The organism is Neobacillus rhizosphaerae, assembly GCF_937468385.1.
GTDB classification, from domain to species: Bacteria; Bacillota; Bacilli; order Bacillales; family Cytobacillaceae; genus Neobacillus; species Neobacillus rhizosphaerae.
Window position 1 is genome coordinate 24,343 of sequence record NZ_CALBWS010000002.1, and the last position, 25,581, is coordinate 49,923.

26 protein-coding genes and 1 tRNA gene are annotated in these 25,581 nt (G+C 38.6%); 11 read left to right on the top strand and 16 right to left on the bottom strand.

What is annotated here, in order from left to right:
• Window positions 1-66: 66 nt before the first annotated feature.
• The 3 genes from M5A78_RS02815 to M5A78_RS24660 all read right to left on the bottom strand — a co-directional run bounded on the left by M5A78_RS02815 (window position 67) and on the right by M5A78_RS24660 (window position 1,595).
• Window positions 67-537 carry a hypothetical protein gene (locus M5A78_RS02815; protein WP_248733777.1) on the bottom strand — a complete coding sequence of 157 codons (471 nt, stop codon included), beginning with the start codon at window positions 535-537 and terminating at the stop codon, window positions 67-69.
• A 123-nt stretch (window positions 538-660) separates the two neighbouring features.
• The gene (locus M5A78_RS02820; RefSeq protein WP_248733778.1) at window positions 661-1,440 is read right to left on the bottom strand and encodes an SDR family oxidoreductase; all 780 of its coding nucleotides are present in this window, start codon (window positions 1,438-1,440) and stop codon (window positions 661-663) included.
• Between the two features lie 20 nt (window positions 1,441-1,460).
• A complete protein-coding gene (locus M5A78_RS24660; RefSeq protein ID WP_264760431.1) occupies window positions 1,461-1,595 on the bottom strand; it encodes a hypothetical protein in 135 nt (44 codons plus the stop codon).
• A gap of 684 nt (window positions 1,596-2,279) precedes the next feature.
• Between M5A78_RS24660 and M5A78_RS02825 the strand changes: the two genes are divergently transcribed.
• Together M5A78_RS02825 and M5A78_RS02830 are read left to right on the top strand one after the other, a co-directional pair.
• Window positions 2,280-3,059: an alpha/beta fold hydrolase gene (locus M5A78_RS02825; protein WP_248733779.1), complete on the top strand. Its 780-nt coding sequence runs from the start codon at window positions 2,280-2,282 to the stop codon at window positions 3,057-3,059.
• Between the two features lie 95 nt (window positions 3,060-3,154).
• Window positions 3,155-3,958 (top strand): alpha/beta fold hydrolase, encoded by an 804-nt coding sequence (locus tag M5A78_RS02830; RefSeq protein ID WP_248733780.1) that lies wholly within the window; start codon window positions 3,155-3,157, stop codon window positions 3,956-3,958.
• Window positions 3,959-4,222: 264 nt separating this feature from the next.
• Here M5A78_RS02830 and M5A78_RS02835 read toward each other — a convergent pair whose 3' ends face one another.
• The 12 genes from M5A78_RS02835 to M5A78_RS02890 form a co-directional block, all read right to left on the bottom strand.
• Window positions 4,223-5,857: a long-chain-fatty-acid--CoA ligase gene (locus tag M5A78_RS02835; RefSeq protein ID WP_248733781.1), complete on the bottom strand. Its 1,635-nt coding sequence runs from the start codon at window positions 5,855-5,857 to the stop codon at window positions 4,223-4,225.
• Between the two features lie 319 nt (window positions 5,858-6,176).
• Window positions 6,177-6,803, bottom strand: a complete 627-nt coding sequence (locus M5A78_RS02840; RefSeq protein WP_248733782.1) for a YitT family protein — start codon at window positions 6,801-6,803, stop codon at window positions 6,177-6,179.
• A 165-nt stretch (window positions 6,804-6,968) separates the two neighbouring features.
• Window positions 6,969-8,651: an ABC1 kinase family protein gene (locus M5A78_RS02845; RefSeq protein ID WP_248733783.1), complete on the bottom strand. Its 1,683-nt coding sequence runs from the start codon at window positions 8,649-8,651 to the stop codon at window positions 6,969-6,971.
• A gap of 221 nt (window positions 8,652-8,872) precedes the next feature.
• Window positions 8,873-10,039 carry a tryptophan synthase subunit beta gene (gene trpB, locus M5A78_RS02850; protein WP_248733784.1) on the bottom strand — a complete coding sequence of 389 codons (1,167 nt, stop codon included), beginning with the start codon at window positions 10,037-10,039 and terminating at the stop codon, window positions 8,873-8,875.
• A gap of 193 nt (window positions 10,040-10,232) precedes the next feature.
• Complete coding sequence (locus M5A78_RS02855) at window positions 10,233-11,426, bottom strand: ABC transporter permease (protein ID WP_248733785.1); 1,194 nt, start codon at window positions 11,424-11,426, stop codon at window positions 10,233-10,235.
• Window positions 11,423-12,115, bottom strand: coding sequence for an ABC transporter ATP-binding protein (locus M5A78_RS02860; protein ID WP_248733786.1), 693 nt, complete (start codon window positions 12,113-12,115; stop codon window positions 11,423-11,425). The genes M5A78_RS02855 and M5A78_RS02860 overlap by 4 nt, the downstream gene beginning before the upstream one ends.
• Window positions 12,112-13,239: an efflux RND transporter periplasmic adaptor subunit gene (locus tag M5A78_RS02865; protein ID WP_248733787.1), complete on the bottom strand. Its 1,128-nt coding sequence runs from the start codon at window positions 13,237-13,239 to the stop codon at window positions 12,112-12,114. Before M5A78_RS02865 ends, M5A78_RS02860 begins: the two co-directional genes overlap by 4 nt.
• Complete coding sequence (locus M5A78_RS02870; RefSeq protein WP_248733788.1) at window positions 13,239-13,907, bottom strand: Yip1 family protein; 669 nt, start codon at window positions 13,905-13,907, stop codon at window positions 13,239-13,241. The genes M5A78_RS02865 and M5A78_RS02870 overlap by 1 nt, the downstream gene beginning before the upstream one ends.
• A gap of 583 nt (window positions 13,908-14,490) precedes the next feature.
• Window positions 14,491-15,417, bottom strand: a complete 927-nt coding sequence (locus M5A78_RS02875) for an aldo/keto reductase (RefSeq protein ID WP_248733789.1) — start codon at window positions 15,415-15,417, stop codon at window positions 14,491-14,493.
• Window positions 15,418-15,521: 104 nt separating this feature from the next.
• Window positions 15,522-16,067, bottom strand: a complete 546-nt coding sequence (locus M5A78_RS02880) for a methylated-DNA--[protein]-cysteine S-methyltransferase (RefSeq protein ID WP_248733790.1) — start codon at window positions 16,065-16,067, stop codon at window positions 15,522-15,524.
• Window positions 16,068-16,070: 3 nt separating this feature from the next.
• Complete coding sequence (locus M5A78_RS02885; protein WP_248733791.1) at window positions 16,071-16,670, bottom strand: bifunctional transcriptional activator/DNA repair enzyme AdaA; 600 nt, start codon at window positions 16,668-16,670, stop codon at window positions 16,071-16,073.
• An 88-nt stretch (window positions 16,671-16,758) separates the two neighbouring features.
• The gene (locus tag M5A78_RS02890) at window positions 16,759-17,472 is read right to left on the bottom strand and encodes a 2OG-Fe(II) oxygenase (protein WP_248733792.1); all 714 of its coding nucleotides are present in this window, start codon (window positions 17,470-17,472) and stop codon (window positions 16,759-16,761) included.
• Window positions 17,473-17,665: 193 nt separating this feature from the next.
• Here M5A78_RS02890 and M5A78_RS02895 point away from each other — a divergent pair, with 193 nt between their 5' ends.
• From M5A78_RS02895 to M5A78_RS02910, 4 genes are all read left to right on the top strand, one after another.
• A complete protein-coding gene (locus M5A78_RS02895; protein WP_248734007.1) occupies window positions 17,666-18,547 on the top strand; it encodes a DNA-3-methyladenine glycosylase family protein in 882 nt (293 codons plus the stop codon).
• 69 nt (window positions 18,548-18,616) lie between these two features.
• Complete coding sequence (locus tag M5A78_RS02900; protein ID WP_248733793.1) at window positions 18,617-19,258, top strand: endonuclease III domain-containing protein; 642 nt, start codon at window positions 18,617-18,619, stop codon at window positions 19,256-19,258.
• Window positions 19,259-19,401: 143 nt separating this feature from the next.
• Window positions 19,402-19,809 carry an Rrf2 family transcriptional regulator gene (locus tag M5A78_RS02905; protein ID WP_248733794.1) on the top strand — a complete coding sequence of 136 codons (408 nt, stop codon included), beginning with the start codon at window positions 19,402-19,404 and terminating at the stop codon, window positions 19,807-19,809.
• Window positions 19,810-19,874: 65 nt separating this feature from the next.
• The gene (locus M5A78_RS02910; RefSeq protein ID WP_248733795.1) at window positions 19,875-20,513 is read left to right on the top strand and encodes an NAD(P)-dependent oxidoreductase; all 639 of its coding nucleotides are present in this window, start codon (window positions 19,875-19,877) and stop codon (window positions 20,511-20,513) included.
• A gap of 146 nt (window positions 20,514-20,659) precedes the next feature.
• Here the strand turns inward: M5A78_RS02910 and M5A78_RS02915 are convergent.
• Window positions 20,660-20,732 (bottom strand) — tRNA-Val (locus M5A78_RS02915).
• Between the two features lie 238 nt (window positions 20,733-20,970).
• Here M5A78_RS02915 and M5A78_RS02920 point away from each other — a divergent pair.
• The 5 genes from M5A78_RS02920 to M5A78_RS02940 all read left to right on the top strand — a co-directional run bounded on the left by M5A78_RS02920 (window position 20,971) and on the right by M5A78_RS02940 (window position 25,575).
• Window positions 20,971-21,195, top strand: a complete 225-nt coding sequence (locus M5A78_RS02920; RefSeq protein WP_248733796.1) for a hypothetical protein — start codon at window positions 20,971-20,973, stop codon at window positions 21,193-21,195.
• Between the two features lie 110 nt (window positions 21,196-21,305).
• On the top strand, window positions 21,306-22,028 hold the full coding sequence (locus M5A78_RS02925; RefSeq protein ID WP_248733797.1) for an alpha/beta hydrolase: 723 nt from the start codon (window positions 21,306-21,308) through the stop codon (window positions 22,026-22,028).
• Between the two features lie 163 nt (window positions 22,029-22,191).
• A complete protein-coding gene (locus M5A78_RS02930; protein WP_248733798.1) occupies window positions 22,192-22,704 on the top strand; it encodes a YjcG family protein in 513 nt (170 codons plus the stop codon).
• Between the two features lie 6 nt (window positions 22,705-22,710).
• Window positions 22,711-23,133 carry a GNAT family N-acetyltransferase gene (locus tag M5A78_RS02935; RefSeq protein WP_248734008.1) on the top strand — a complete coding sequence of 141 codons (423 nt, stop codon included), beginning with the start codon at window positions 22,711-22,713 and terminating at the stop codon, window positions 23,131-23,133.
• A gap of 135 nt (window positions 23,134-23,268) precedes the next feature.
• Window positions 23,269-25,575 (top strand): ATP-dependent helicase, encoded by a 2,307-nt coding sequence (locus M5A78_RS02940; protein WP_248733799.1) that lies wholly within the window; start codon window positions 23,269-23,271, stop codon window positions 25,573-25,575.
• Window positions 25,576-25,581 lie beyond the last annotated feature (6 nt).

Below are 25,581 nucleotides of genomic sequence, written 5' to 3' on the forward strand. Positions count from 1 at the left end.
ATTATCGTATAGTTCATTAGTCGTTTTCTTGACACTATCAACATATTTCTCTCTACCTTTTTTTCTTCAGTCGTTGTTCATTTCGTCCCAATTGAACTCTGTATGAAATAATTGCTTTAATTCCGTTAACTCCTTTTCTAATGTTTTTAATTTATCATCTTGTATTTCTCTTATTTCATTTTCCAAAACAGCTAACAATATCTTCGTTGATTTCCTCAGTAATCTTAACTGCGACTGATTTTTTCGCTGCCTTTGATTAATGGTATAGATTGTCTCATCTAAAAGATCTAGTTTTTCCTGATAATCTACCATTCTTACAGCAATTGCAGCTATTTCATCCTTATTCGGAAGTTCTAACCGATTTAACCACCTAGTTGTTAACCTTTTGTGAATCCTTGCCCGTTTCAAATGAGCCTCTAGTGCCTGCCCAAAAGCCAACGTAAAGCTTCGACAGTTGGTAGAGGCATGAATTCTTTTATTGATTTCCGCTTCTAATTCTTTGTAGTAAGTAACTGGGTCCTCACGATTGGATTCCATTTTTACTCCTCTTAACTGACTGGTTGGTACGTTCATCTAAACACAATAAATGGAAGCCTTCAAGCTAATTACCATGAAATTCAGAAAAGTTTCAAAAATAGCAATTGAAATTTTTTTTTATTATTACTGAATTGCAGCAGTCGTTCCTCCATCAACCACCAAGACATGACCAAATACATAATCAGATGCAGCTGAGGCTAAAAATAGCGCCGGTCCTTTCATATCGTTGTCCGAACCGAAACGTCCCGCCGGTGTTCGCTCAAGAATTTTTTCACCGGAATAGTCCAAAATCGCTTTCGCCATTTTTGTTGGGAAAAATCCTGGGGCAATTGCATTCACATGGACATTATGTGGAGCTAGTTTTACAGCTAGGTCCTTTGTCAGCGTTATAACAGCCCCCTTACTTACAGCATAGCCAATTGCATCCATAATGAACGGATCCTGACCACCCATACCAGCGATAGAGGCAATATTAATGATTTTTCCTGACCGTTGTTCGACCATAATTTTCCCAACCGCTTGAGAAAATAAGAACACTGCCTTCAGATTGATATCCATCACTTTATCCCATTTATCAACAGGCATCTCTAATGCAGGTGCCCCCCAGCTTGTACCGCTATTATTGACAAGAATGTCGATGCTACCAAACTCCTTAACGGTATCGTCGACAACATGCTGAATGTCGTCCGGATTAGAAACATCACATTTAAAAGCAATTGATCTCACACCATGTGCCTTAAGGGCATCACTAAATTGCTGACAAGCATCTAAATTTCTTGAGCAAACCACTATATTAGCTCCTGCTTCCGCATAAGCTACAGCAATTTGCTGCCCTAAACCTCTTCCACCACCAGTTACAATGGCCGTTTTCCCTTTCAAGCTAAACAATTCTTGAATCTTCATCCTTAATCCCTCCTTATTATCTACAATGCTTTTATTCTTAATTTTTCTTGATCTCTTAATAATCTTCTAAGTTTATCGAAGAAATCATCAAAATAATGATCAACTTCTGCAAAATCCATCTGCTCGCCGCCATAGCTGACAACGATTATCTTCATTAATGAAGTATTCGTCTGTATCGTTTTTAGTCTTGAATATAGATAGGAAGAACCATCAAATATTTGGAGATTGTATCCTTGAAAAGATACTTTTTACTCTTTTATACAAACATTGGATTAATCTAAAAAGCAGTTCCACCAAAACGAACAGTCGCGAATATGGTGAAAATGTAATGTGGGGAATTTGGAAGCATATCTAAGAAGCGGTCATCTAGATTGTTCATTAGAATACTAATATAATTATGATTATTGTAGTAAAGTATGGTTTTGTAAACATTTCATTCTCGACACAATTCCACAATTTTCCTTAATTTTTATGGAATTGAAAATTTCATTTCCTTTTTAATCCCCTATTTAAAAACAATTATTTCGTATTACTATTATTAAAACCGAAGGAAAATAGCGAACTTTGTCGGAATATTTATTAATCCAAACAAAACCTTAACAGCGACAATGTCAAATCTATCCTCTTCTCATCATAGCCCCATCCAAAAAAGGTATTTTCCTATAAGACTTTTCCTCTTATTAATAGGGTGTCAGGCACCACGAAAACACATTTGTGTTTCTAGGGTGGACACTTAGGAGAAATTGGGACTACTTTATTGTTTTGAATTTTGTAAATATTCACACTTTACAAATAGTGGCAATCCCATTTATTATATATAGCAATAGGAGGGATCAAATTTGGGAAAAGAATCTACTCGGTACTCTGGAATTCCTTTTTTACGTTTTGGTTCTGGTGAACCCTTAGTTTTTATTCATGGGCTTGGAGAAGTGAAAGAGGGATGGAACAACCAATTTGAATTTGCAGATCAGTATGATTTGATTATTCCCGATTTACGGGGACATGGTGAGCATATTACCAATGAGAAGATAACCATACCAAACTTCGCCCATGATGTTATTAATTTATTAAAGAATCTCAATATTGAGAGCGCTCACATTTGTGGTTTATCTATGGGTGGGATGGTAGCTCAAGAAATCTATCGTCAAGCTCCAAAAATGTGCCGTTCCTTAATGCTCGTAAGTACTTTTCATTTTGTTCCTAAACATTTGGCTAATCTTTTATTAACCTATCGAAAAGCACGTTCACTATCCAATCATCCACGTATTTCAAAACACACCGCTGCCCGCATATCCTTAAATTCTTGGAATAAAAAAACTTCTGAGGAATTCCTTAATTTTTACAAGCCTAATCACGATATCTTTCTAAAATCAGTAAAAGCATGTCTTCAAGTAAATAATCTAAAATTATTGCCTAAAATAAAAGTTCCTACATTAATCATTGGCGGTCAATATGATTCAGTTATCCCTGTTTGGATACAATTATTAATGCATAAAAGCATTCGACACTCGGAGTTTGTCATTTTCAGAAATTCTGGCCATATTACCAAGTTAGAAGCAAAAGAAGCGTTTAACAGAGTCCTTCGCAACTTTTTGAGAAAACATACAAATGTAGGCTAGGGGGAATTAGTTCCATTCCATCCCCTCCTTTGTTCTTAACCGGGACAATATATCATATTATTTACCGTTAACAAGTCAATGAGGAGATGTAAAATATGCCGATAACCAATGCTAATGGAATTGATCTTTATTATGAAGTTCACGGTGAAGGTGATCCCTTACTATTAATTATGGGATTGTCACTCCATTCAAAGTCATGGTTCAGAACTCTCCCTGCCCTTCGTGAACACTACAAAGTAATTATTTTTGATAACCGTGGAGTAGGTCATAGCGGCAAACCCAACACCCCGTATTCCATCGAGCTCATGGCGGAGGATACACGGGCTATCCTGGATGCAGCTGGAGTTGAATCAGCCCATATATATGGTATTTCTATGGGCGGCATGATTGCCCAAAGGCTGGCTCTTACCTACCCTGAAAGAGTCCGTTCCCTTGTCCTCGGTTGTACAACCTCCGGCGGAGCCAATCATGTACAACCTGGGGCAGATGTCTCGTTACTCATGCTCTCAAGAGCATCTTCCACCGCATCGCCGGAAGAAATGGCTTGGGTCACTGCTCCCATCCTTTACAGTCAATCTTTTATTGAAAATCATCGTGAATTAGTTGCAGAAGATATCCAAAAACGAATTGAGCTACCTGTTCAGCAATACGCATACATGCTCCAGCTACAAGCCTGCCTCGCACATGATACCTATAATGAAATTGACCAGATAAAAGTCCCGACCCTAGTCATTCATGGTGATGAAGATAAACTTGTACCTTATGAAAATGGGGTGACTTTAGCAGAGAAAATACCGAACGCTGAATTTTTGACCATTCAAGGTGCCGGCCACATCTATGTTACAGAAGCAAATGATTTCGTGAATAGTAGTATACTACATTTTTTAAAAAACCAATAATTTCAAAAAAAACTATCATGAGCCTCAACTCCCAACCCTACAATGGAAATAAATTTAGAGAACAAGTCGTAGTCCCTAATAAAGGCGGTGAGAGCAGAACTAGACTTCACATCTTTCGTCTAGTGAAATGGGTATTTCACTTTAACTGGTTAAAGTGATTCATTTTTGCGGTGCTCCGCCCCTTTTCCACAGAAAATGCCCAGTCATAAAAATTGATTGGGCATTTTTCATTATCAAAAGTAGGTCTATTGAATTCATTCTCTATTAAGCTTTTACCTTCGCTAACTCTTCATCGCGCAATACTCTTCTAAGTAATTTTCCAACAGAAGATTTAGGCAGATCAGCAAGAATTTCAACCACTTTTGGAGCCTTATAGGGTGAAAGGTTATTGTTGGCAAATTGAATAATTTCATCAACTGAAAGGGAATATCCCTCCTTCAGCTTAATAAATGCCTTAACAGTTTCGCCGCGGTACTCATCAGGTACACCAATAACAAGTGCCTCTTCGACCCCTTCAAGTTGATAGAGAACTTCCTCTATTTCACGTGGATAAACATTATACCCACTCGCAATAATCATATCCTTTTTACGATCAAGGATATAAAAATAGCCGTCTTCATCCATTTTTGCAATATCACCCGTTAACAACCAGCCATCCTTCAAAACCTCTTCTGTGTCTTTCGGACGGTTCCAATATCCTTTCATCACCTGAGGACCTTTAACAAGTAACTCTCCTGCTTCGCCAACAGGAACATCCTCAAATCCATCCTCCGTTTGGCGGACAATTCTTACGACTGTACTTTGAACAGGAATTCCAATACTTCCATATCTCCTTGGAACGAACGGAGGGTTGAACGCTATGGTTGGAGCCGCCTCTGATAGGCCATAACCATCAAATAGCGTTGCTCCCGTAATTTTTTCAAATGTTTTCACCTGTTCTACAGGTAATGGTGCACCACCGCTTCCGACGTAATACACATCATCAAATCCGCATTCTTCTAACCCTGGCTGGCTATTCAACGCGAAATACATTGTTGGAACTGCCGCCATTAGGAACGGCTTTTCACGCTTAACAAGTTCCATTACTTCCTTTACATCAAACCTCGGTAAAACGATCTGGTTTGCCCCTTCCCTAAGTCCACAAAGAGCCACACTCGAGAGCCCGTAAACATGAAACATTGGCAATACAGTAATCATTTTAAAGGATTCTGGAATATAAGTACGTGTATTAAAAAGAAAATTACATATTTGATTGAAATTTGCTAATAGATTGTTATGGGTAAGCATAACCCCTTTAGGTGCACCAGTCGTTCCCCCGGTATATTGGAGGACTGCCACATCTTCATAGGGATTGATCTCGACCTCAGGCATATTTACCACTTGCTGCAAAAATTCATCAAAATATTGATCATCTTCAGCCAGATTAATTCTTTCCCTTCCTAAACTAACCACTATGACCTTTTTTAACGATGTATATGGCTGTACCTTTTTAACTTTTGGATAGAGAGTGTCAAGAACGACCATATATTCTGCACCAGAATCCTGTAAAACGTGTTCGATTTCTTTTTCTACATACATTGGATTCACTTGAACAGCAATTCCTCCTAAACGAAAAGCAGCGAATAGGGTGAAAATATAATGCGGAGTATTTGGAAGCATAATTGCCAACCGGTCACCTTTAAGAAATCCAGCGTTATGTAATGCAGAAGCCAGTTGATCTGTATTCACTTTTGTATTTGTGTAGCTCCAGACCCTGCCAAAAAATGTGAATGCAGGTTTGTCGGTAAAACGATTCACTGCACTCTCTAAAAAATTATAAAGTGACCGGTGTTCCACACTTACATATTCCTCAACCCTTGGATCATACCATTTTAACCACGGCTTTTGCTGATAAACCATAAACCCATCCCTCCTCATACTTTAATACAATTTAAATTATTGTAAGGGATAGAAATTTTGTAAACGTGCTAATATCGACACCTTTCCTCAAAAAAACAGTGATTTTTTAATAGAAAAGTAAGGTTCGCTCCATTTATTCATCTCTTAAATAGCTCAACCTAGAAAGAGGTCGAATTATGTCAGGATGCACTCGGATGTTCACAAAAACTTAACAGAATATTATGAAGTTTTTTTGACAAACAAAGTCAAAACTCAATTTTTGTAAAATAAAAAAGAACCTTGTATAACCGTGTTAACTTAGGTTCTTTGGAGGCAATATTTAGTGGACTTTAATGGAGAAATCAATCGTTTTATAGGCTACGAAAAAAGTTGCTAAGGAGTAGATGGCCTCATTTAAACCAAAAATGAAAATGGAGCACCCAAAAATAAAGATATTAAATAATAGAACATATTGTCCAATGGAGAATGGTGACCGTTTACTAAACAAGATGGCTAAAACCTCGGTCCCATCTAAGCATCCCCCAAACCGAATGGTAATTCCAACCCCCAATCCTAAAATGATACCACCGAGGAGAATGACTAATAAAGGATTATTAGTTAAAACAGGAAACGGCTCAAGTAAATAGGTTTCCCATGATAAGATGAGAATGGCAAAAAGGCTAAGCAATAGAAACCTTGTTCCTAAGTATGAATAGGCGATGATGAAAAAAGGGGTATTCAGTAGTAATAAAAACAAGCCTACTTCCTGACGAGTAATATGAGAAAGAATAATGCTTATCCCGATAATGCCCCCGTCTATTACAAAATTTTTCATTAAAAATAATTGTAATGATATTGCAACAAGGGATGCTCCACAAAAAATGAAAAATCCTCTTTTATATAAAGACATACTTACAGATCTATTATTGTCAATGTAGGAACCTACCCTTGTCCTAGTCCTATACATATTGCTCCCCTTTTATTTAATTTACCTCTCCTCTGCACGATTAAATATATTCCTACCTTAAAGAAAAAATACTTGATAGCACTTATAAAAAAAAAGCCCCCAAGGTAGCAAAGCTTCAAATTGCTACAGGGGGATATTACTTGGTATCAAACACCTTCAGTTTTTTCAAAATCTTCCTGATTTAAAGATGGCTAATAAGAGCCAGAGAAACATTGCAGTTGCAATACTAAAACCAATTTCAACGGCTGGAATTTTTGATAACAGCACTGACGTTTGACCGGATAAGGAAGCACCAATGATGATCCCTACTAAAATAATGCTGAAGGAAAGTAAGACAATACTAAAAGATAACCGGTTACTGATTCTATTTAATTTTTTTTCCAACAAATCGATTTCCGAAGTAGTAAGTTCAATTTTCATCCTTCCTTTTTTCATAATCGCGGTAATTTCTTTTACTGTTTTCGGTAACTCATTTAGAATTTCACTATATTCATTAACTTGACCCCATACCTTTTCTGCCACATTTTTTGGGTGAAGGCGCTCTTTAACCAATTGCCTGCCAAAGGGTTCAGCAATTTTGATAATACTTAAATCTGGGTCAAGGTTCTCTACCACACCCTCAATCGTCAGAAGTGTTTTTCCTAAGATGGTTAAATCCGTTGGAAGCTGAATCTGGTGCCGAAAAGCAACTGAAAACAAATCATTAACAGCCTTACCAATACTCATATCACTAAATGGAACATTACTATATTTTTCCCTGAGGTGATCGACATCCACTCTTAGCCGTTCATGATTGACGGTGTCAGGCACCAATCCCATCCGGATAATCGCTCGGATTACTTCATCCGTACTTTCATTCATCATTGCAATGACAAAAGAAGCAACATGATTTCTCATTTCTGCACTTAACCGGCCGACAATCCCAAAATCCATGAAAGCAATCACTTCCCCAGGCAATGCAAGTATATTACCAGGATGAGGATCCCCATGGAATAAGCCGTCTATCAATATTTGCTGAAAGATAGCGTTAACAACCGTTTCGCCAAGGATTTTACTGTCATATCCTGCTTGATGAAGCTTTTCTTCCTCATTTAATTTAATACCTTCAATATACTCCATAGTTAGTACCTTAGATGTCGTATATTCCCAATAAATTCTTGGAATTAAGACCTTCGAGTTATTTTTAAACTGATTGGCAATCTTTTCAGAGTTTCGTCCCTCCGTCTCATAATCTAATTCCAGCCTTAAAGACCTCGCTAATTCTTCGACAACGTCACGGACCTGATATCTCCTCGCCCAGTCTAATCGGGCTTCCGCAAGCCTCGCTAGATCCTGAAGAATTTCTAAATCCGTTTCAATTATATTTTTAATATTGGGACGTTGAATTTTCACGGCAACTTGTTCACCTGTTAATAAAACAGCGTAGTGCACCTGACCAATCGATGCAGCAGCGATTGGCGTTTCACGAAATTCAGCAAATGTATTTTCCAGTGAATCAGCAAGTTCTTCTTCGATAATTCTTTTAACTTCATCAAAGGGAAATAATGAAACTTGATCCTGAAGTTTTCCTAGCTCGTGTATGATGTCAGCAGGAATGATGTCAGGCCTTGTACTGGCAATCTGACCAATTTTTACAAAGGTTGGGCCGAGCTCCTCCAAAAACAGCCTAAGTCGCTCACCTGTCGTTCTGCTGTTCCCTGTCTTATTTCCCTCAACAAATATCCTTTTTGGTACAGATAAAAGGTCAAAAAGCCCCAATTCTTTCATGACATAACCAAATCCCTGACGGGTAAAGGCATATACAATATCCCTGGAGCGCTGCAGATGGCGAAATTTCTTCTTAATCATAATTACCACACCTACTTGGAGTTGTTAATCCATTCCTTTTCCTCAACCATCTCACGCTTTTCCTTGATTTTCAAGTTTGTTTGGACGATTTCCCAAAATGTTCGATTTCTAGTTAAGGGCTAATCATAAAACTGGCAAAAGGACGACCCGTTTAACGAATCGTCCTTGTTTATGAATATGTTTACATATTATAGATTTTAGTGCCTGACACCATCGTTCTACTACTTCGTTAACATATGAAAAACTTGCTCGACATCTTTATCGCCGCGACCTGATAGATTCACAATCAAAACATCATCAGCAGATAATTCTTTTGCTAATTTCAAAGCATATGCAACGGCATGAGAACTTTCTAAAGCTGGAATAATGCCTTCCTTCTTACTTAGTACTTGAAAAGCCTGCAACGCTTCCTGCCCAGTTACTGTTACATACTCTGCTCTCCCTGTGGTTTTCAGGTGACTATGCTCAGGACCTACACCTGGGTAATCCAATCCGGCAGCTATGGAGTAGGTTGGTTTAGGTTCGCCCTTTTCATCTAGTAAGGTTAAACATTTAAAACCATGAATGACAGCAGGAACACCTTCTGTCAATGTTGGTGCCTCTGCCGGTTCAACCCCAATGAGGCGAACATTTTCTTCATCTAAATAATGAGCAAATGCCCCGATGGCATTACTACCACCACCTGCACAAGCGATTACTGCAGTTGGTAGCTTTCCTTCTTTTTCAAGTACCTGTCGTTTGGATTCTTCACTAATAATAGCTTGGAAATGCTTAACCATCGTTGGATATGGATGCGGCCCTACCGCCGATCCTAGTAAATAAAAGGTATTTTTATAGTTTTGCACTAAGTCAGCCAAGGCCTCATCAACAGCATCCTTAAGACGGCCCTGACCCTTTGTGACAGGAACAACTTTTGCCCCTAATAATTCCATCCGAAAAACATTCAGCGCCTGGCGCTCCATGTCCAGCTTGCCCATATAAATAATACATTCCATCCCAAACATCGCACATGCGGTGGCCGTTGCCACACCGTGCTGACCGGCACCGGTTTCCGCAATAATCCGCTTTACACCCATTCTTTTCGCTAATAAAATCTGGCCAATTGCATTATTAATTTTATGTGCACCTGTATGGTTTAAATCTTCCCGTTTTAAGTAAATTTTAGCTCCGCCAAGCTGCTTCGTTATATTTCCAGCAAAAGTTAACGGATTTTCCCTTCCAATATATTCTTTTAAATAATATTTAAATTCTTCAATGAACTCCTGGTCGTCTTTGAACTTTAAAAACTGTTCCTCCAACTCGTTCATTACTGCCTGCAAGTCCTCAGGAATAAAACTACCACCAAACTCTCCAAAATAACCCTTACTTGCTACACTCGCTCTTTCCATGCTCAACTCGTCTCCTTCTAACCTATTATTTTCGTTTGGACAACCAAGGTTAATTAACTGAATATTTCATTAATTATTTTATCACGCTGTTCCCTTTCTGCCAAATTTTCCGCACGCAACCTAACCCAAAAAAGGTGAGACACCTATTAAGTATGCCTCACCTAAAAAACCAACTTTATGAAATTTTTACCACTTATTCATATCGAAGCGAATCAATCGGATCAAGCTTTGCTGCCTTATTGGCTGGAAGAAGTCCAAACAATACTCCAATGACCATAGAAAACAAAACACCGCTCAAAACCACTTGCCATGATACTAAGGATGGCCAGCCTGCAAAAAAGCTGACAATTGTTGACGTTCCCCAGCCGAGAACAATACCAAGGACACCGCCGATTAAGGTTAAGGTCATCGATTCGATTAAGAACTGTGTCAAGACCTGGCCACGTGTCGCACCAAGTGCCATACGGATACCAATTTCCCTTGTTCTCTCGGTCACGGAAACAAGCATAATATTCATGACACCAATCCCACCAACAAATAAGGAGATACCAGCAATACTCCCGATAATCAGCGTCATAATTTTTGTAACCTGGCCAACTCCTTGAGCAATTTCCTCCATGTTAATAACCTGATAGGATTTTTCTGTATTATGCAGATTATTTAATAACCTGGCAGCCTTTTTGCCAGCTGTCTGCAACTGCTCAGCAGAAGAAGCTTGAAGTGTCACCTGGGTAAAATCGCTGCTGCCGTAAATGTTTCTCCAAGTTTGGAATGGCAGAAACACCTCCATGGAGCCAAATGCAAGAAGACCCGTCGGCTTCTCCAAGACACCGATAATTTCAATCGGCTGATTGGCAATCATAATAACCTTTCCAACTGGATTTTCCTCTTTAAATAATTTTTCCTGTAATTTATTACTTATCAGCCCGACACGTCGTCCTCCAAGAAAATCAGCTGAAGAAAAACCTCTTCCCTTTGCTACTTTCAACTGATTTAATTGTAAGTAAGCCTGATTAATACCTGTTGTCGACACATCTGCCGTATCCTTTTGAAATCTAGCAGAAGATATTTTGGTGCTTGTGGCGACAACTCGCTTAATTTCCGGTATTTGTTCAAGAGCACGGATATCCTCTTGCTTAAATGGGGCCTGCTGAAAGGCGTTAGGGTTCGACCTCACTTCTTCATCTGATGGCTGATAAAACATTTCAATCGTATTTCCCGGACCGGTAATTTGTGATTTAAGCATTGCTTCGCCGCCCTGCCCAATCGCTACCACAATAATAACCGCCCCGACACCGATAATGATCCCAAGCATCGTCAAAATACTGCGCATCTTATGTGCTTTAAGCGAGCTCAATGACATGGAAAGGTTTTCCATAAAACTCATGTCAACCGCCCCCTATCCATAGCTGCAGGAGATTGGATCACTCCATCCCTAACCATAATAGTTCTGTTTGCATACTCCGCCACTTCAGACTCGTGAGTTACAACGATTACCGTAACACCTTCACCATTAAGCTCCCGAAATTGTTCCATAATATCCATGCTTGTTTTCGAATCAAGTGCCCCTGTCGGCTCATCTGCTAAAATAAGTTTAGGCTTATTAACAATCGATCTTGCGATAGCCACCCGCTGCTTTTGTCCGCCAGATAGGGCATTAGGAAGGTGGTCCATCCGGTCTGACAGCCCTACTTTCATTAATGCCTCTTCTGCACGCGCCTGCCGCTCTTTTTTTGAAATTCCTGCGTATATCATTGGAAGCTCGACATTTTTTAGTGCTGTTAGTCTAGGCAATAAATGAAATTGCTGGAAGACAAAGCCGATGGATTGATTTCGAACTCGAGCCAATTCCTTATCGTTATAATGCGATACATTTTCCCCGCCAAGATAATATTCTCCTTCAGTTGGTTTATCCAAACAGCCGATGATATTCATCAAGGTCGATTTTCCTGAACCGGAAGGACCCATGATGGCAACAAATTCACCTTGCTCAATCTGAAGACTTATCCCGTTCAATACATGTATACTTTCTTTTCCAAGCAAAAACGACTTAGTGATAGCATCTAGCTGGATCATTTGACTGTCACTTCCAACCCGTTCTTAAGATTATCAGGCCCATTAACGATGACTTGGTCTCCTTTTCCAATACCCTCAAGGATTTCAATCCTCTCACCAGACGTAATGCCCGTTTTCACCTTCTGCTTTTGAGCCTTTCCATTCTTTACGATAAAAACATAAGGCTTATCTCCATCATCATGGACCGCATCAATTGGCAGAACCGTGGCAGATTTTTTATCTGTTTCAATTTCCATAATGACCTGGAACCCTGGTTTTAAGGCTTTCGTATCGCCTGATATTTTTACTGTAACAGGGTACTGTACAGCCTGACTGCCGTTTTGTATTCCCGCTTGGCTCTGCTGTGGGAGAATCGCAATCTTCATGATTTCTCCCTGCCATTCCTGCCCTTGCACAGCATCTGATTTAATAATGACCTTTTGCCCGCTATTAACTTTTAATGTATCGTATTCTGATAAAAGTCCCGATGCTGTCATCCCTTCGAGCTTACCTATATGTACAATGGGTTCAGCCATAGTTCCTGCTTCTGAAGAGGAGTCGGGCTTTTTGGCAGATAAAACCACGCCATCTATCGTACTCTTAATTTCTAATTCAGCTTGGCGCTTGCTAATCATATTCTTTTGGAGTGAGGTTTGCTTCAAGTCCAAATCGGCTAATTTCTTTTCCATTTCTAGCTGTTCTTGTTCCGGAGCAATTTGTTTCTTTGCTTCTTCCTTTCCAATCTGTTCAGCTAAAGTCTTTTCTTTGTCCTTTAGTTCCTTCATTTTCTTATCCATTTGGTTAATCTTCAAATTAGCCGATTCAATTGCTATTTTATTTTGCTCAATTTCTAATTCTAGCTGAGGATTTTGCAGTTTTGCCAAGACGGTACCCTTCTTAATAGTCTGTCCTTCTTTGACAAGCAGTTCCTTCAGTTCCCCTTTGTCAGGGGTTGCATAGACGATTTGTTCCGCTTGAAGTTGTACTGTTCCCGGCACCATCAATAACGAAGAAATTTCCTCCTGTTTGATTTCTGTTGTTTTAACCGAAGGTCCTTTTGCTAAAACTTGACGATATACACTGAAAGAAATCATGACGAGTACTATGCTGATAATACCTAGCGCAATCCACGTTTTCTTTTTCATTATAGTTTCGGCGCTCCTTGAATTAGAGTTCCTAACAATCCAAAGCCAATCGAAATTAGGAAGAAGGCAATCGCAATCGTCCAGGCCAGCCCTTTAGAAAACCTTCCTGTTTTATGAAGACCTATGGCAGTCAATACAACTCCCCATAGTTTGAATACTTCAATAGAATTATAGACAATAGTTTTTTGATTCAACAAACCTCCTAAACTAGTAGTATATATTTCTGGACTCCCGCCAATGGCATAACTAACCGCCATATTGAGAATAAGACCGACTGCCCCAATAATCATAATATAAGTATTCATGGAGAATAATTGTTTAAAGGAAACAGGTGAATTAGCAATCTTAGCAATGACTAATTGAATAGCACTGCTAATAAGAATACCGATAATCGGTGAAAAAATGCCCATTACCATCATTGTTACCTTTGTAACTACTAAAATTATTTCAGCTTGATCTTCTGGTATCCCCTCACCAATCAAGGCTTCCGCATCCATTGATAACGCCATTAACGTCATTCCGATTGCATAGAGGATACTAATAATGATTAACGGCACCCAGATTTTTGGATTTTGCTTGATCCTCTCAAACTGTTCACTTGGACTCGTAAACATTCCTAATAATTTCGGACTCTGTTTCTTTGTGTCCAAATTTGTCTCGATTTCCATTCAAAACACCCCTATCCATTTATGTAAAAGATTTCAATTAATTATACGACAAAAATTAGCGAAAGTTTCATTTATTTCAGAAGTGTCAGCACCACCCTTGTTTTTTACAAAAAAGCCCTGCTCCTTTTCATTTTTCATGTTAGGGCAGGTCTTTTCAAATGCAAACGTGGTTCATTATTTTATTAAGCCTGAGAGGTTATCGGGTGTTTGAACTGATCTGGCAGTGTAATGCCTGTAATATTTTTAACAAATAAATTAGATTTGTACGGCTGAATTTCGAGAGGAATCTTGTTTTCATCAGGATGATAGTGAAAGACAATTTTGGTGATACTTTCATCAGCAATCTTATTTAAAATACTCTTTAACTCAATATTATCCTCACAAATATCGGTATAAAGATGTAAAATGGTATCGTCACGCTGGTAGATGACCAGAGCCTCTTCCTGTTCAAGATAATAGAGGTCTTGACTGTCTTAAGAAGGATCTGTGAAAAGATGGAAATTGAAAATAAACAATAATAAAAAGGGGTGGATGATCCTCGGTTTTTAAAGGAGGTCCTCCACACCCTATTTAATTATCCTGGTTACGGAACGATATTCCCGGCAGCTTTATAAATCTGATACCATTCTTCTCTCGTCAAGGTGATCTCGGCACCTTTACATGCGTCCTTCATCCGTTCAATATTGGTAGTTCCAAGCACCACCTGAATGTTTGCCGGATGACGAGTAATCCAGGCAGTAGCAATTGCCGTGTTCGTAACGCCATATTTCTCGGCTATGCTGTCAACCACCTCGTTCAACTTTGGAAAACGTTCTAAATCACCTAAGAAGGATCCTTCAAAGAAACCGTGCTGGTAGGGAGACCATGCTTGCATCGTAATATCATGCAAACGGCAATATTCCAAAATGCTACTATCACGATTGACAGCTTGGTCAGTTTTCATATTTAAAGAAATACCTGAGTCAATCATTGGTGTGTGTGCAATGCTAAACTGCAGTTGGTTTACCACCAATTTATGCGGGATGTATTTCTGTAATAGTTCAATCTGGGCTGGATTATGGTTCGATACACCAAAATACTTTACCTTACCACTGTTATGAAGTTCATCAAACGCCTCTGCCACCTCAGTAGGTTCCATTAATGGATCGGGACGATGAAGAAGTAAAATATCAAGGTATTCAGTTTTCAATCGCTTCAATATCCCATTAACTGACTTAATAATATGGTCTTTTGAAAAATCAAAATAACCTTCTGGAGAGCGAATACCGCATTTGCTTTGCAAAATCATATTTTCACGGATACTAGGATTCATTTGAATCGCTTCTGAAAAAATCTCCTCGCATTTCCCACGCCCATAAATATCGGCGTGATCAAAGAAATTTATCCCCTCTTCCATTGCCGTACGGATTAATTTTTCAGCTTCTAGCAATGACAGCTGTGTTAAACGCATATTGCCCATAATAATATTTGAAACTTTTAAATCGGTGTTTGCGATGTTTATGTATTTCACGAAAAATCCCTCCTTAATAGTATCCATCCTCATTATACGTTGAAATGAAATACAGTAGTAAGCTACTTTTAATAGAAAACAGTACTAAAAATTTTTAGCCTCATCTAAAATAATCCCCACACCCCCCCTTTTAAACAGTGCCGCTCCAAATCGAGGAGCTGTGTCTTCATCTCTAATCCGCCGCGGTAACCTGTAAGTGATCCGTTCTTTCCTATGACACGATGACAAGGCACGGTAATTAATACTGGATTGGCCCCAATAGCTGTACCCACCGCACGAACGGCAGCTGGTTTATTTATATCGTTTGCAATCTCAGAGTAGGATTTTGTCTCTCCAAATGGAATCTCACAAAGTGCCTTCCAGACTGCAAGCTGGAACTCGGTCCCATGGTAATCGATCGGAACGGTAAAAGTCGTCCGTTTCCCCTCAAAATATTCTTTTAGTTCGTCTGCATAGCAGTTTATCTTCTCTCTGTCTTCCACAAGAGTTTTACCTGGAAAACGTTTTTCTGCCCAAACAGACAATTCCTCATATGGCTTGTTCTGTGAGCCTACGTAACAAAGCCCATTTTCTGTCGTGGCAATATATAGATTCCAATCATTATAATTCAGCAGTGACCAATATACAGGTGTTTTATTATGTGCTTTCAATTTTCAATCCCTCCGATATTTCATTTTTCCATGTAATTGACGATATTGTGCAGGAGTATGTCCCGTTATCTTTTTAAATAGAGTAATAAAATAAGGCGTATTAGAAATACCAACTGTCTTCGCTACGTCCGTAATCGCTCGATCCGACTGAAGCAAATAATTTTTGGCCGTATTTATTCTGATCTGTTGAATATATTCAACGGGCGTAATACCGATAATCTTTTTAAAAGTCCGCTGCAAATGATAGGGGCTTCCATGGCTAATATCCGCCAAGATTTCTAGTGTCAGTTTTTGGGTGTATTTCTTATCAATGTATTGTGTGATGAGGTCTACCCATTCGCTGTCAGGTAACCGTTCATTGGTAGGTTTACATCGTTTGCATGGACGATAGTTCGCAAACAGTGCTTGGTCTGCGCTTTGAAAAATACGTACATTTTCTTTTTTGGGAACGCGTGATTGGCATGACGGCTTACAGAAAATCCCCGTGGTCTTAACAGCATAGAAAAATTGATTATTGTACGATTTATCGTTATTGATAATGGCCTGCCACTTTTCATCTGTCAAGATTTCATCACTAGAATCCTCTTGGAACTCAATTCTCATTTAGACCACCTCTACTACTATTATAATTTCGGATTAAACTGAATGTAAGTTTCAGAAGATAAAAAAGCAAGATAATGAAACTTTAAAGTTATTTCGAATCATGGAAGATAATCCCTAAACCAAACCGTTTCCCAGAAGTAATCGTACTGACACCATGGCGGAGTGTATTTTTGTAATAACCTTTTTTCCCTTCGGCAAGTCGATAGTTTGTCGGAAAAATAATTGCACCACCTTGTTCAACTGTAAGGACGTGTCCCCTGCTTTGGGCACGAGGAATTTGTTCTACGAGGAGGAATTCCCCACCCGTATAATCTTGATCGCGTTGATTCAGGATAAAGACTACTTGAAATGGAAAAAATACATCCCCGTATAGATCCTGATGCAGACAATTGAATCCACCTTGTTCATATTTTAAGATCAATGGTGTTGGTCTCGTTTGCTCCTTTTCTTCACATGTCATTAAAAAATCATCAAGTGTATTCGGATACTGTTCTGACTTTTTCAAATACCCCAACCAGCGATTTGCTGTTTTGGCTAGCTCTGGATAAAACGATTCTCGTAACCCTTGAACAAACTTAGGCAAGGGATAAGAAAAATATTTGTACTCTCCGCTACCAAAGCGGTATCTTGTCATATTGATGGTCGTCCTGTACGGCTGTTCATCATTGTACAGTTCCATAAAAGACTCGCATTCTTCTTTCGTTAAAATCGGGGGCAGCTTAACAAAACCTTGTTCATCTAATTCTTTTTGAATAGCTTCCCAATCTAAACTTTGTATACGGGATTGAATATCTTGAACCATGGTGACCTCCTCCAGTTTTTTGTTATTATCAATATAACCCGATTTCATTGAAAAATTAGGTTTTACAGAATAAAGAAGCAAGATAACGAAATTAATTTTTTGTGATAATAATAGAAATTGATTGGGAGGACTGAAAGTGGCAGATATAAAGAACACAAATGACTGTTGGCAAAAACTCAATAATGATATCGTGATGGAGTTGCCAGTTGATTTTAATATAAAAGCAAATCTTGCCTATTTAGAGCGCAACAAAAAGGAATGTATGTTTGAAGTCAAAAACGAAATCATTACCAGGGTAATAGTCCTTAGAGAAATGCGGGCCTTAGTACAGATACAGGTAAATGAACGTAATCAAATGATTGTTAAGTTTTTAGGAGATTTAAAACCTCATAAACAGACGGAGCTGGCTGAGGTTGTAAGGTACATTCGTGAATGGTTTGATCTTGATCGCGATTTAGCACCATTTTACGCAATGGCAAATACAGACCCGCTTCTTAAAGAGCCCGTCCAAGAATTTTACGGATTACGAGTGATTGGCGTTCCCGATTTATTTGAGGCCCTCTGCTGGGGAGTTTTAGGGCAGCAAATTAATCTAGCATTCGCCTACACCTTAAAAAGACAATTTGTCGAAAAGTTTGGCGATTCTATCGAATGGAATGGAAGGAACTATTGGATTTTTCCAACCTACGAACAAATCGCCCAATTAACACCTGCAGATTTAGCTGATATTAAAATGACCTTAAAAAAAAGTGAATATATTATTGGCATTGCCCAATTAATGGCCAACGGGGAATTAACGAAGGAAAAATTATCGAGAATAGAAAACCTTAAGGAAGCGGAAAAAAGTTTAACCAATATACGCGGGATTGGTCCATGGACAGCGAATTACGTGTTAATGCGCTGCTTACGATTTACCTCGGCTTATCCGATTGATGATGTCGGACTGCATAACGCCATCAAGCATCTAACCGGTTCAGAGAAAAAGCCCTCAAAAGAAGAGCTCTTAAAACTTTCATTAAAGTGGGCGAATTGGCAAGCATATGCAACTTTTTATTTATGGCGTGTTCTCTACTAAAAAATTCTCCAAAAATTCATATCCGCATAATGAAGCGGTTATAGGCATAGGAAGAAAATCGGTGATTAAATGAAGTACGATTATCAATTGATTTACAACAAATTATTTGAACACTACGGTCCTCAAGGCTGGTGGCCAGCAGAGACAGCGTTTGAAATGATGATAGGATCCATACTCGTTCAAAATACAAGTTGGTCCAATGTGGACAAGGCATTAATAAATATTAAACCCTTTTTGCATCCTGAACTGGTTGCGCAATTACCCATTGAAGACCTTGCCCAACTTATAAGACCAAGCGGCTTTTTCAATATTAAAGCAAAGCGAATAAAGGCATATATGGAATGGTTTAAAACCTATGATTATGATATCCATAAGATAAAAAAAGTGGATAGGCTTCAATTGCGAAATGAGCTGTTAAGTATTAAGGGCATCGGCCGGGAAACGGCTGATGTTATCTTGCTTTATGCATTTGATACTCCAATTTTTATAGTGGACGCATATGCAAAGCGAATATTTTACCGCCTAGGAAAAAATATGCCTGAATCATATGATGCCTTTAGAAAACAAATTGAAAAAGTATTGCCTAGCGACTTGAATCTATATAATGAATTCCATGCTCTTCTCGTTGAACATGCGAAGGTGCATTGCAAAGCAACCCCGATATGTGAGAAGTGCCCATTATTTGAAATTTGTGATCGAAGATTGAACTAGCATATCCATAATAGGATGAAGCTGAATTCATCATTCAACTGTAAGTTAAGTATGAATAATTTTTTGTATTTTCCCTGTATAAAAATAAATAATTTGACAGACACTACTATTTGTAACTATAATTGTTACACGGTGGTGTTCCTATGAAAAATAGTCGATTTGCTGTTGCGATTCATATTCTGTCATTAGCATCCTTTCAACCTCGAGCCACTTCAGATTTCATCGCCAGTAGTGTTAATACAAATCCAGTCGTCATCCGACGCATAAGCAGTATGCTAAAAAAAGCTGGACTGTTAACATCACAGGCAGGAGTTCCTGGAGTTAATCTTACAAAAGACCCAATCGATATTACTTTGTTGGAGATTTATAAAGCGGTTCAAGGAAAAGATGAAACAACCTTTGCCATGCATGAAGACCCCAATCCTGATTGTGTAGTGGGTAGAAATATTCAAGCAACACTTGAAAACAAATTCATGTGTGCACAGAGCGCGATGGAAAATGAATTAGCTAGGCAAACACTTGATGACATATTACATGATCTCTTTGAATAAAGAGATTTTTTCACCACTAAATTGTAACTATTATTGTTACAATCAAACAAAAGGAGGATAAAAAAATGAATATTGCCATTATAGGTGCTAGTGGTAAAGCAGGTAGTTTTATTTTGAAAGAGGCAGTCGACCGCGGACATCAAGTAACAGCGATTGTAAGAGACGCTTCAAAACTTAAGGACAAAAGTGTACAAGTGATTGAAAAAAATATACTTGACCTAACATCAGACGATGTAAAGCAGTTTGACGTAGTAGTGAATGCTTTTGGTGCTCCATTAGGTGAAGAGCAAGTCCATGTTGACGCTGGTCATGCTCTCATTGAGGCGCTTAAAGGAACAAATACAAGAGCGATTATTGTTGGAGGAGCAGGCAGTCTTTATGTCGATGAAAACAAAACGATTAAGGTCCTCGACACACCAGATTTTCCTGATATGTTTAAACCAACAGCAAAAGGTCAGGGACGAAATCTCCAAGAATTACAGGAAACAACAGAAATAACTTGGACATTCATCAGTCCTTCTGCAGTATTTGATCCTGAAGGAACAAGAACTGGAGCATATAAAGCAGGAAAAGATAACATTCTGGTTAATTCAAAAGGCGATAGCTACATCAGCTATGCTGACTATGCAATAGCCGTACTGAATGAAATTGAAAATCCTCAGCATATAAATGAAAGGTTCACTGTCGTTGGTGAAGCTGAATAAAATTGGGGGCTGTGATCAGATGATTACAGCTCTTGTTATTTTAAAAATTATATGGAATATTCATGTTAAACAGATCTGTAAATGTCCTAAAATTAGTTTACAAACAACAAAAAATCCTAACATCCAATGGATGTTAGGATTGATAATGACCTGTGAGGGGTTCGAACCCCCGACCTCAACCCTGTCAAGGTTGCGCTCTCCCAGCTGAGCTAACAGATCTCTTATTAAGTATAAATTTAATTATATTAAAATTTTTTAGAATGTCAATGTCTTTTTATCTTTCCTTCCTAAAAACAACCTCCACCCCCACTTCGAAATCGATAAGCGTTTTTACATTTTATTCCTCCGATTTTTTGAAAACAATAAAACAAAAGGGAATATTCGTTCTGTTCCACCTGAATAAAGAACAAATGTTTGGATATAATAATACTATAAGTATCAGAAAGGAGAGATTCACATGGATGGACTTTTTATTCGTTCAATAGAGGAAAATATTCCGTTAGAGATGATTTATCTTGCTGAAAACCAAGAGTTATCACAACGGAAATTGATTGTTAGGGAAGTGAATGACACGTACATTCGTGCCTATTGCATGCTTCGAAAACAAATCCGCACCTTTAAACGGGAAAACATTCTATCCATCATCCCAGAAATGCGTTCAAAAAACCGACACCTCCACTAACCTTCTAGAACTATCCTTTCCACAGCTCATTACCCTTTTGTTAAAAGTATTTTTAGCTGAAATATGATAAAATTCACTTGTATTAATCGAAATATTGGGGGTTTTGTCATATGGCGTTTCCAAAAGGAACAATCAAAGAACTTACCTTTCATAGCATCGAGTTGGGAGAAGATATACAACTGCTTGTTTATCTGCCTGCAAAGTTCTCGCCACTCTATAAATACTCTCTGCTAATCGCCCAGGATGGTCGCGATTATTTTCAACTTGGCAGGATAGGACGATTGGCAGACGAGTTTCTTTTTGAAAGAGAAATTGAAAATTTAATTATTGTTGGGATACCCTACAAGAATGTTGAAGATCGACGCAGGAAATACCATCCAAAAGGAGCACAGAATCAGCCATATATTCGTTTTCTTGCCCATGAATTAATTCCTTTTCTCGACAATGAGTTTCCGACCTACCATATGGGCTCAACGAGGGCACTAATTGGGGATTCTTTAGGTGCCACTGTCTCGTTAATGACAGCGATTCAATACCCGCACACCTTTGGTAAAGTGCTTTTGCAGTCACCTTATGTGGATGATCAGGTGTTAGAATTGGCCCGAGACTTTTCGGAACCGGAGCTCGTTGAAATTTATCATGTGATCGGAAATCAAGAAACGGAAGTACCAATGACGGATGGTAAAGTAAGTGATTTCCTAAGCCCAAACAGAGATCTTTCAAAAATTTTCTCTGAGAAACCATTTACATATTTTTATGAAGAGTTTGTTGGGAATCATACCTGGACCTATTGGCAGCCAGATTTAAGACGTGCACTTAAAATGTTATTTTAGTCATGCAACTATTGTCACTAGTTTCCATCATGTAATATAAGTTATTTAATATATTTCGAAAATTTGCTATAATATCAGGAAGGCTATATAAAATGAGCTATTTTTCATGTCGGATAGTAATCAACATATGATTGAAATAAATCATTTAAACGGAGGTATACCTATGAAATTTGGAGTTGTCATTTTCCCATCAAAAAAGCTTCAAGACTTAGTGAATTCTTATCGTAAACGCTATGACCCACACTATTCCCTAATTTCTCCACACTTAACGATTAAAAATGCCTTTGAAGCAACGGAAGTGGATGCTAAAGATTTGGCTGATAAATTACGTCAAATCGCCAGCAATACAAATCCTTTCACATTAAAGACTTCCAAAATAAGCTCTTTTCAACCAGTAAATAATGTCATCTATTTTAAAATAGATCCTACGGAAGAACTTACTGCCTTGCATTCCGATATTAATCATGAATTTGGTGGACAAAATTCAGAATATGCCTTTGTACCCCATATTACCATTGGTCAAAATCTTTCCAATGATGAGCACTCAGACGTCTTTGGTTCACTCCGTATGACCAAAGTTAATTATGAAGAAAAGGTTGACCGCTTTCACCTGCTTTATCAATTAGAAAATGGTTCTTGGACCGTTTATGAAACATTTCGTCTCGGAAGGGAATAGTTGAACTTGACAGTTAAAGTCGTAGAAAATCAAACAGAACTTGAAGAAGCATATTCCGTTAGAAAGAAAGTTTTCATTGACGAGCAGAATGTTCCATTGGAAGAGGAAATCGACCAATTCGAGGATGAGGCCACTCATTTTATAATGTATCATGATGGTTCTCCAATCGGGGCAGGAAGATTTCGTTTCGTTGATGGCTATGGAAAAGTCGAACGCATTTGCGTCTTAAAAGAAGTGCGGAAGACTGGTGCAGGAAAAGCAATCATGAATGGAATCGAGAATTACGCTCGGGAACTTGAAATTCATAAATTAAAATTAAATGCGCAAACACATGCCATTCCCTTTTATGCCGGACTTGGTTACGAGGTTGTTTCAGAGGAATTCTTGGATGCGGGAATTCCCCATAAAACGATGATTAAAAAAATATAACATAACGATGCACTTGCCCAAATTCAGAGGCAAGTGCTTTTTTATATTGCTGCATATTCAAGCAAACACTTTCGGATACTAGTTGTTTTTGTTATGATTAACAGGTCTTATTTAGGGAAATAGAGGTTTAAAAATATGAAAACAGCAATATATCAACAACAGAGTATTGACCTTGAACACTTAGCTCGAGAGCAATATCAAAAAATATATCTCGCTGGAAAAAATGGCGAGCTGAACTGTCCTGTATGCCATAAAAAGGTTAGATTATATTTGGGTATTAACGTGGCCACTCCACATTTTTTTCACACTCATCTACTTGAACAGCATTGTCCAGATCCGAGTCCTCTACTAGTTACAACAGACGATTCTGAAAAATATATCGAGCGAAACGGTTTTAAAATTCCAAAAGGCAGAACTATTACTGAGAACCCCATTAGTGCAGAACCTTTTAGAGCCGCAAAACATATTGAATTTACGGTTCCATTTAATCAGTCAAATGGAGGCACGCCGCTTACCCGTCCGCCTTATTTGCAGCAATTAGCAGAAAACGGCGTTGTCTTAGACGAATATCAAACTGCCGCTGTCCTTGATACTGAAGGTTCATTATTAGTCCTTGCAGGTGCAGGAAGTGGCAAAACACGAGTGTTAACTGCACGGACCGCTTACATGCTTGAAGTTAAACAGATTGATCCACGGACAATTATGCTCGTTACCTTCACGTCAAAAGCTGCTGCTGAAATGAAGAACAGGCTACAATCATACCCACAAATGAGACGGGCAAAAGTCAATCAGATTGTAACCGGTACGTTTCACAGTATTTTTTATCGCATTCTTATGTTCCATGATGCCGCTAATTGGTCTTCAAACAACCTGCTGAAAAAAGAATGGCAACGGGATAAAATTCTCAAGGACGCTGGCAAGGAACTTGATTTGTCTGATAAAGAATTTGCCTACGACTTAGCACTTCAGCAAATTAGCTTGTGGAAAAACTCGTTGCTTATGCCTTCTGAAATAAATCCGGCATCTGAATGGGAAGAAACAGCCGTCTTTCTCTACAAACGATATGAAGAATACAAACATAGAGAAGGATTTTTTGACTTTGATGACATGCTGATTGGCTGTTATCAGCTTTTGAGCTCTACCCCTACCCTCCTTGAACAATATCAGAACCGCTTTCATTATTTTTTAATCGATGAGTTTCAAGATATTAACAAGGTCCAGTATGAACTCATCAAACTACTATCTGGCAAACATAAAAATGTTTGTGCGGTTGGGGATGATGATCAAGCGATTTATTCATTTAGGGGCAGTGACCCGAGCTATTTATTAGAATTTGAAAAAGACTTTCCCTATGCCAAGTTGGTTACCCTTGAACAAAACTACCGTTCCTCTCATGAAATTGTTGCAGCTGCCAATCAAATGATTGCTGCCAATAAAGTCCGAAGATCGAAGAAAATGAAGGCACAATGTACTTCTGGAACACTGCCTCTGTTATTTTTCCCTTATGATGAAGAGGAAGAAGCAACGATGATTGTCACAGATATACAGGAGCGGATTTCAAAAGGGGCAAATCCATCAGACTTTGCGATTCTTTATCGAACAAACGCCGGCTCCCGTGCCGTATTTGAGCGTTTAGCAAGCTCAAACCTTCCTTTTAAAATGGATCAAGATTCTGAAAGCTTTTATGACCGTTATATTGTTAGAAGCACCTTATCTTTTCTAAAAGTTAGTTTAAATGAAGATGACCCACATGCAATATCCGAGATACTTCCATTTTTATTTTTAAAACAGACCGTACTGAAAGAAGTAAAAGCACAAAGTATTCTCAAAGACTGTAGTTTTCTTGAGGCGCTCTCCCACTTGAAAACTACACATGCTTTTCAAGAAAAAAAGTTAAAAAAGGTGGTTACTGTTATTCGCGGCTTAAAGCAGTTGCCACCGCATACAGCCATCGAAAAAATCGAAAAAGACATCGGCTTTCTCGATTTTCTGAAGAAACGAGGGAATGAAGCAAATAAGCTGGAAAAAGGATCAGATGATCTTAAAGATTTAAATGTTGCAGCAAAAAGCTTCCCTACGATAGAGGCATTATTGGCCCATGCCGAGCATATGTCAGCAATGAATAAGGAAATCAAAAACCTTAGTAAGCATTTTACCGATGCTGTTAGTTTAAGTACAATTCACCGGGCAAAAGGCCTTGAATATCAAACCGTCTATTTAATTGGTGCTGTTGATGGCAGCCTGCCCCATGACTTTTCTTTAGAGGCGCATCGAAGCGGCGATTTTTCTGCTCTTGAGGAGGAAAGAAGGTTATTTTATGTGGCGATGACTCGTGCAGAGGAACAGTTATTTATCTCAGTTCCACAATCTAGACGGGGGAAGAAAGCAAATCGCTCGCGGTTTTTAGCACCTCTAAATAAAAAGATGAAGACCGATTCCTAAATTTAT